Consider the following 6,239-nt stretch of genomic DNA (forward strand, 5'->3'; position numbering starts at 1 on the left):
CATTCGCCCCATCGACTGTTGTACTTGAAGGGGTATTATAGTCAATGCTACCTGCAGGCATATTATCTCTTACTACCTCGACACCATTCAAAAAGACAATAATTCCGTCATCTCTCATTACTCCGAGCTCCATAGTGGCACTCAAATCGGATAAATTAACGGTAAAATCTTTAGTGAAATAAGCTGCATTTAAAGGCTTTGTGATTGTAGTTGTCACAGGATCTCCATATCCTAATGGTCCATTTCCTGATTTCCAAGCCGAGATATCAAAATCGGTATTCTTCCATTGATCGGCTAACTGTACACCTTTGTCATTATAGCTCCATGATGAACCTTTATCAAAAACTGTAGTCTGAGCCTGAATTACCGAATTCGTTATTAATAAAAGAGCTGCAATTGAAAGTAATTTTTTTTTCACGGTATATAGTATGTTTTGTTATACTGTGCTAAGTTATTTTTCTGTTCCGAGCTTTGTATTACGCTTACTTTAAATAAACACATTAATAAGTTAGCAAATCTTAAGGTTAATGTTAACAGATTAATGTTAAGTTAGTATTGTGCTTTACTCGTATCAGTCAGGGAGTTAATAAAAGCGACAAGCTGCTTTATTTCTCTTTCGTCAAGATTAAGTTTATTAGGAGACAAGGTTTGATTTTTAATTTCTAACCCCATTCCTTCAGCACCGCCTTCATTATAAAAGGCAATCACTTCTTCTAAAGTTGAAAAGGCTCCATTATGAAAATAGGGTTTTGTAAGAGCAGCATTTCTTACTGTCATTGTTTTAAAAGAATTTTCATAAATCCACGAGCTCTCTTTTTTTACATTGCTGTTTATTCTGCCTTTATCAGTGTCTATTTCAATTGGCAGAAATTGCAATGGATTCTTGGTTACCCCCAGAACTTCGGATTCATTTTCATTATAAAACGGAGGAACTAATCCTGAAAAATTAGGGGCAAAATGACAGGTTGCACAGGCTGCTTTTCCCATAAAAAGATTAAAACCTTTTTTTGCATCTTCAGAAATTTCTTTTTCATTTCTCATAAATTTATCAAAATCACTGTTGAAAGAATACAGTGATGCGACATAAGAACTCAGGGCTTTTGAGAAATTTTGTTTGTCGATGTTACCATTTTTAAAGGCCTTTTTGAAAGCTTTTTTATATTCAGGATTTATCTTTAGCTTTTTGATGATACTTTGGTAGCTGGTATTAAACTCTTGTTCATTGTAAATTACATGCTCAACTTGTTGTTCCAGATAGTAAGCACGCATATCATAAAAGAATCTTTTGGCAAAAACAGCATTATATAACGATGGAGAATTTCTTAAAACTGTTTTGCCTTCGACATTGCTTAATGACTTTGCTTTTAAATCGGTAAAAGCATTTTCGGGTAAATGACAGGAAGCACAGCTCATTTTTGTATTGTTACTTAAACTTTCATCAAAGAAAATCTCTTTACCTAAAGATCTTAAATCGGCATTATCTTCAGCTGGTTTTAAGAGCGTATAAAAATAGGGATTCAGAAAATCATCACTGAAGAAGTTTTTATTATTGGTATTCCAACCTGAGATTTCTTTTAAATCATCTGGAGAATTATCCCAATTTCCTAATTCTTCATACAAAGGCTGAAGGTAAGTTTTATAAAATTCTATTCGGTCAAAAGTTTCAAAATTGGTACTTTTAGAAAGGTATTCAATACTAGCCACCAATATTTTTTCGGCTTTTTGAGAGTCTATCTTTTTAAAATAATCATCCTTTTTTATGTAGTTCTCAATTCCTCTCAAAGCATGAATGGATTCTTCAAAAACATTAAGCGATCCTGGTGTGTCAAACCCCGTAACGCCCATGGTATAAATCCTGATTAGTTCGATACGCAATAGTAAAGTTTTATTTTTTTCTTCCGATAAACCGTTTTTTACCGAACTCAGATAAAAATCATTATAACTATTGTAAAGGAAATCGGATAGTTCAACTATTTTATCTTTTTGGATATTGGCTTCTTCCGAAAAGATAAGTTCATCTAACACCTGTAACCCTTCAGGAGGTAATGTATTTGCTGCTGTCCCTGTGCTTTCTATATGAAATAGTGGTGCGGCATTAATACTAGTTTTGGAAAATTCAGGGTAATGATACGCAATATAGAATTCTATTTCCTTATATGAATTTCTGGCTTTTTTTAACGACTCCTGCAAACCTTCTTTGGAAATTTTATTTTCTTGAAAAAGATGTGCATCCGATTTTAAAACTACCAATTGATCTTTGAAATTTTTTAATCCTTGACTAATTATAGCATTTGTAGTTGTGTATTCATTATAACCTGGGTTGAAAGACATTATTACAAAACCGATAAAAAGTACAATAAGAAACGAAAAAGATTTCATGTTTTTATTTACAAAAGTAATTTCTCCAGATTATCCAAATTTTAAATTTGGATTAAATAATTAACCTCTTTGGGTTAAATAAAAGGTCAGCCTTCAAAACACTTAATCTAGAATGTTATTCGTCTAAAGGAAGCTTGAGGATATAGAAAGAGATTAAATCCATTACATCTTAATGAAAAACACTAACAACTAATATTTTAGATGGAACGATTGATGATATTGTTTTTTAAATGAGACATGTTGGATTTATTTTACTCTCATAAAATTATCGAAGGATAAGAATTGATGTAACGGCTAGAACTATGTTTTTATTTTCAGGGGGTTAAATAGTGAAAAAAAGAATAGATCAGCAGGTTTCTGACTAGTCCCAAGATGCAGCGGGAATAGGACTCGAACTTGATAGCGGAATAAATAACGAAAATAAAAATAGCGTAATACATATTGGAACCTAAACTTCTTAGGTATTAATTTTGCTGATTTTTTGATTGTTCACAGTACCTTGTATCGCGATTCTGCCGTAAAACTTGTGAAGGTGAAATATCTTTAAAAACCGCCTTAGCTTTTTGTGGCAGAGTAGGAGGCAACTCCAACTCAAATGTGCCACGATTTTGCCACAAAACTTTCCAGCATTTTTACAAAGACTGAAAACGGTCTTAAACGCAAAAAAAAAACTGCGAATCCCGGGATTTGCAGGTTTTATCATGTTTTCTTAGGCCAAAAAAAAAGTCCTGAAATGTTTCAGGACTTTTTTAGTGGGGAGAGCAGGATTCGAACCTGCGAAGTTCACACAGCAGATTTACAGTCTGCCCTCGTTGGCCGCTTGAGTATCTCCCCGAAGCTTTGTATTTGTTGCGCTTTGTTGTTCTAAGCGGTTGCAAATATAGGAAGGTTTTTGATGTTTGCAAACAAAAAATGCACTTAATTTTAAGTTGTACTTTTTAAAGTTCTAGTCGGACTCGTAAAAGCTTATGTAAGAATGTCTTTAAGAATTTCTTGGGGTAAAAATTTTAGGAGAAAAATATAGAAAGATCTATTTTAAGACAGCTAAACAGAGAGAAAAATGAAACTAAAGCAAAAAAAGTCCCGATTTTCATCAGGACTTTTTAGTGGGGAGAGCAGGATTCGAACTTAACCGCTCAAACCCGCATCTATGCTACGTTTTTATGATGTCTTAAACCTAAGTGCACCGATTCTGCACCTGAATTTTAATTGTTGCTTTTCTTGATATTTAACTAATTGATATTCAGTGATATTATTCCGAATTTGATTGTAAAGATATGAATATTTTTTTATTATTGGAAAATTTAATTTTTGATGCTTCTCAGATGGAAAGTCTTTTGAAGCCCCCTTAGTTTTTTGTTGTAAAAAAGGTGTCAACTCAAGCTCTAAAAGGCTTGTCTCCCAATAATGGTAATAATCTCTATTCGTTTATCTCCATTTAATCGGTAGTATATAGTATCGACAACGCAAACATAATACCGATATCCTTTTTTGAAGTGGTCGGCAGATGGAAATAAAAATGGATTTTGTTCTATTTTGTCAAAACAATCGTAAAACATATTGAAATAATTATCGGCCTGATCCATTCCAAACTTACCGGCACCATAGTAATAAATTCTTTTTAAATCTTCTTTGGCCTCGCTACTTAAATATTAGCTATACATCTCCCAAATCCGTTTTAAACTCCGCTAACATTTCTTCTCTGGTTTGTTTTTTTACAAAACCGCTTTTTTCTCCCTTATCTATTTTAGCCCTTACAAGGTCATAAAACTCTTCTTGTGAACGTGCTTTTTTTATTAAAAAGTTAATGGCTTCACTTTTACTGCTAAACTCTTCTGCATTAACCTGATTTTTTAACCATTCTTCATTCGGAGCAGTTAATGATATACTTTGTCGTGTCATAATTATAAAAATCGGCTTGGTGTAAATTTACACCAAAATTGTGAAAATAGAAAAAGATTCGGCAAGAACTTGAATACAAAAACCGCCTTAGCTTTTACGTGCAAAAAAGGTATCAACTTTACTTGGAGTTGATACTTTTTTTGCGACTAAAAGTCATTCAATCAATATTATTAAGCAGTTCGCTGCTTTAGTTGGAATTGTGTTGCTTTTAAATTTATTTAAGAGCGTCAAATTTTTGAAAGATAAATAATTTTTATAAAAAGAAAAATTATTCTGCTGTGTAGTATGGCAAAACATATTCTAGAAACCAGTTAGGAAATGTCTCGGATTTAATCTCCATTTCATCATTGTATAATTCGGCAATCAGCTCCTGCTTGGAACCTGAATTATCAAATAGATATGCACGGTAACAGAGAGGTAATATGGAATGCAGATATTCCAATGTCCTATAATAGCGCTGAATAACTTTTGTATAATCAACGTCGTGTCCATTTTTGTTAACACGATCTTCGACTCTGGCAACATTTACCTCAGGACTATCGATGCAGACGAAATACAAATAAATTCGATAGCCTTTATTTATTGATTCCTGAAGTTCTTGAATTTTTGAAGGATGGCTAAATACAGATTCGAAAACAAAGGACTTATTCTGCCTTATCATCAAATGTCTGATATAAGAAGCAATAAAAGAACCCTCGTAGGTATGTTTAGACGTGGAATGATCTACAATGCAGTTTTCACTTATTGTAATATTGATTTTATGATTATCTGCAGAAGCTTTCTCTATCAATGAAATTGAGTCAGGAAGATTACTGAATTCAGCTAAACTTTCCTCTGATCCAATAATTCCAAAATCATTTAAATCAATAAGTTTGAAGTCCTTTAATTTCCTTTCAATTTCATCAGCGTTGATAAAGATTTCAGAAAAATATGTTTTTGATAACTCTTTTTGTAGTGTACTTTTTCCTGAGCCGTTTGGACCGGCGAATACGCGTATTTTTTTATTACTTGGCACGAAGTATCATTCCTTTAATTATATTTTTTGGCTGTTCTTTTCGTATGATAGAACCCTGCTGTTTTACACCAAATTTATCCTCTACGTAAATTGCATCATCTTTTATATACGTAATAGGAAGATCCAAAGCTTTAGACTGGCGTATAGCATTTTTAGCACTGTTTATTCCAGCGCTTATAAGTGATTTGGTTTGTCTGCTGTCAGTTCTGAATAGTTTAGCGGGCTTCATGTGAAAGATAATTTTATAATACAAATATAATGAAATAGTAAATAACTAGATGCTAAATCATATCTGAATGATTCAAGCCATTGTAAATTTTAGAAGTGGATCTTGGAATTATGCAAGCGGCGCTTGCATAATTTACCTTGTCTGCTGTATTTAAGTCGGCCGGAAGATGAGTATGTTTATACTAACTTTCTGAAAGTTTTAGCTTCTACGTAAATACAATTATTGAAATGTTTTTATTTTAAAGATAATTGCCGTTATCGGCAGATATCAATCAATATTATTGTTTTAAATTTATTTTTATGCCGATAAGAATCACCAGCTATTGGCATGTATGTGAAATAATTGTTATTCTAGATTAATAAGCCGCAATTATAAAACGCTTATTTTTCTCAACGGTGTTGAGAGTTTTGAAGATTTTTATGATGTAAAAATAATTTTTTCCTCTAAAAGATGTCAGCAAATTAAATCCTTTGAAGTTTCTAACCAAACCTCGGCACATCTTTATTTTGCTGTATCTTTACTTTTTCAAAATCAATGTGCGAAAGATTCTGCCACAAAATCTTAATGGTATATTATCCTTAAAAATTCGGTTCTGTCGCATCTGGGAATAACTTTTATCTTTAGAATTTTAAACCGGTCAAAAGATGAATACTAAAGGTCATTGTTATCCAAAATACATAATTCTTCAGGCAGTATATTTCAAGCTAAGATTTA

Annotated in this window: 4 protein-coding genes, 1 tRNA gene and 2 pseudogenes; all 7 read right to left on the bottom strand. The window is 32.5% G+C overall.

Going from position 1 to position 6,239, the window contains the following annotated elements; translation table 11 throughout:
• A pseudogene (locus tag JO950_RS17390) lies at nt 1-418 on the bottom strand (twin-arginine translocation pathway signal protein); the annotation flags it as partial.
• Nucleotides 419-549: 131 nt separating this feature from the next.
• Nucleotides 550-2,379 carry a cytochrome-c peroxidase gene (locus JO950_RS17395; RefSeq protein ID WP_202703779.1) on the bottom strand — a complete coding sequence of 610 codons (1,830 nt, stop codon included), beginning with the start codon at nt 2,377-2,379 and terminating at the stop codon, nt 550-552.
• 753 nt (nt 2,380-3,132) lie between these two features.
• A tRNA-Tyr gene (locus JO950_RS17400) sits at nt 3,133-3,213 on the bottom strand.
• Nucleotides 3,214-3,764: 551 nt separating this feature from the next.
• Nucleotides 3,765-4,016 (bottom strand): annotated as a pseudogene (locus JO950_RS17405) (type II toxin-antitoxin system RelE/ParE family toxin); the annotation flags it as partial.
• Nucleotides 4,017-4,035: 19 nt separating this feature from the next.
• Nucleotides 4,036-4,281: a CopG family transcriptional regulator gene (locus tag JO950_RS17410; protein WP_173972885.1), complete on the bottom strand. Its 246-nt coding sequence runs from the start codon at nt 4,279-4,281 to the stop codon at nt 4,036-4,038.
• Between the two features lie 268 nt (nt 4,282-4,549).
• Nucleotides 4,550-5,296 carry a zeta toxin family protein gene (locus JO950_RS17415; RefSeq protein WP_173972886.1) on the bottom strand — a complete coding sequence of 249 codons (747 nt, stop codon included), beginning with the start codon at nt 5,294-5,296 and terminating at the stop codon, nt 4,550-4,552.
• On the bottom strand, nt 5,286-5,525 hold the full coding sequence (locus tag JO950_RS17420; protein ID WP_078228027.1) for a hypothetical protein: 240 nt from the start codon (nt 5,523-5,525) through the stop codon (nt 5,286-5,288). Before JO950_RS17420 ends, JO950_RS17415 begins: the two co-directional genes overlap by 11 nt.
• Nucleotides 5,526-6,239: the final 714 nt, after the last annotated feature.

This window comes from Flavobacterium sp. UGB4466 (assembly GCF_903469665.1).
Classification (GTDB): domain Bacteria; phylum Bacteroidota; class Bacteroidia; order Flavobacteriales; family Flavobacteriaceae; genus Flavobacterium; species Flavobacterium lipolyticum.

Excerpts from the sequence above, each read along its gene's own strand:
- JO950_RS17420 (WP_078228027.1), bottom strand. The coding sequence starts at position 5,525 with ATGAAGCCCGCTAAACTATTCAGAACTGACAGCAGACAAACCAAATCA.
- JO950_RS17395 (WP_202703779.1), bottom strand. The coding sequence starts at position 2,379 with ATGAAATCTTTTTCGTTTCTTATTGTACTTTTTATCGGTTTTGTAATA.
- JO950_RS17410 (WP_173972885.1), bottom strand. The coding sequence starts at position 4,281 with ATGACACGACAAAGTATATCATTAACTGCTCCGAATGAAGAATGGTTA.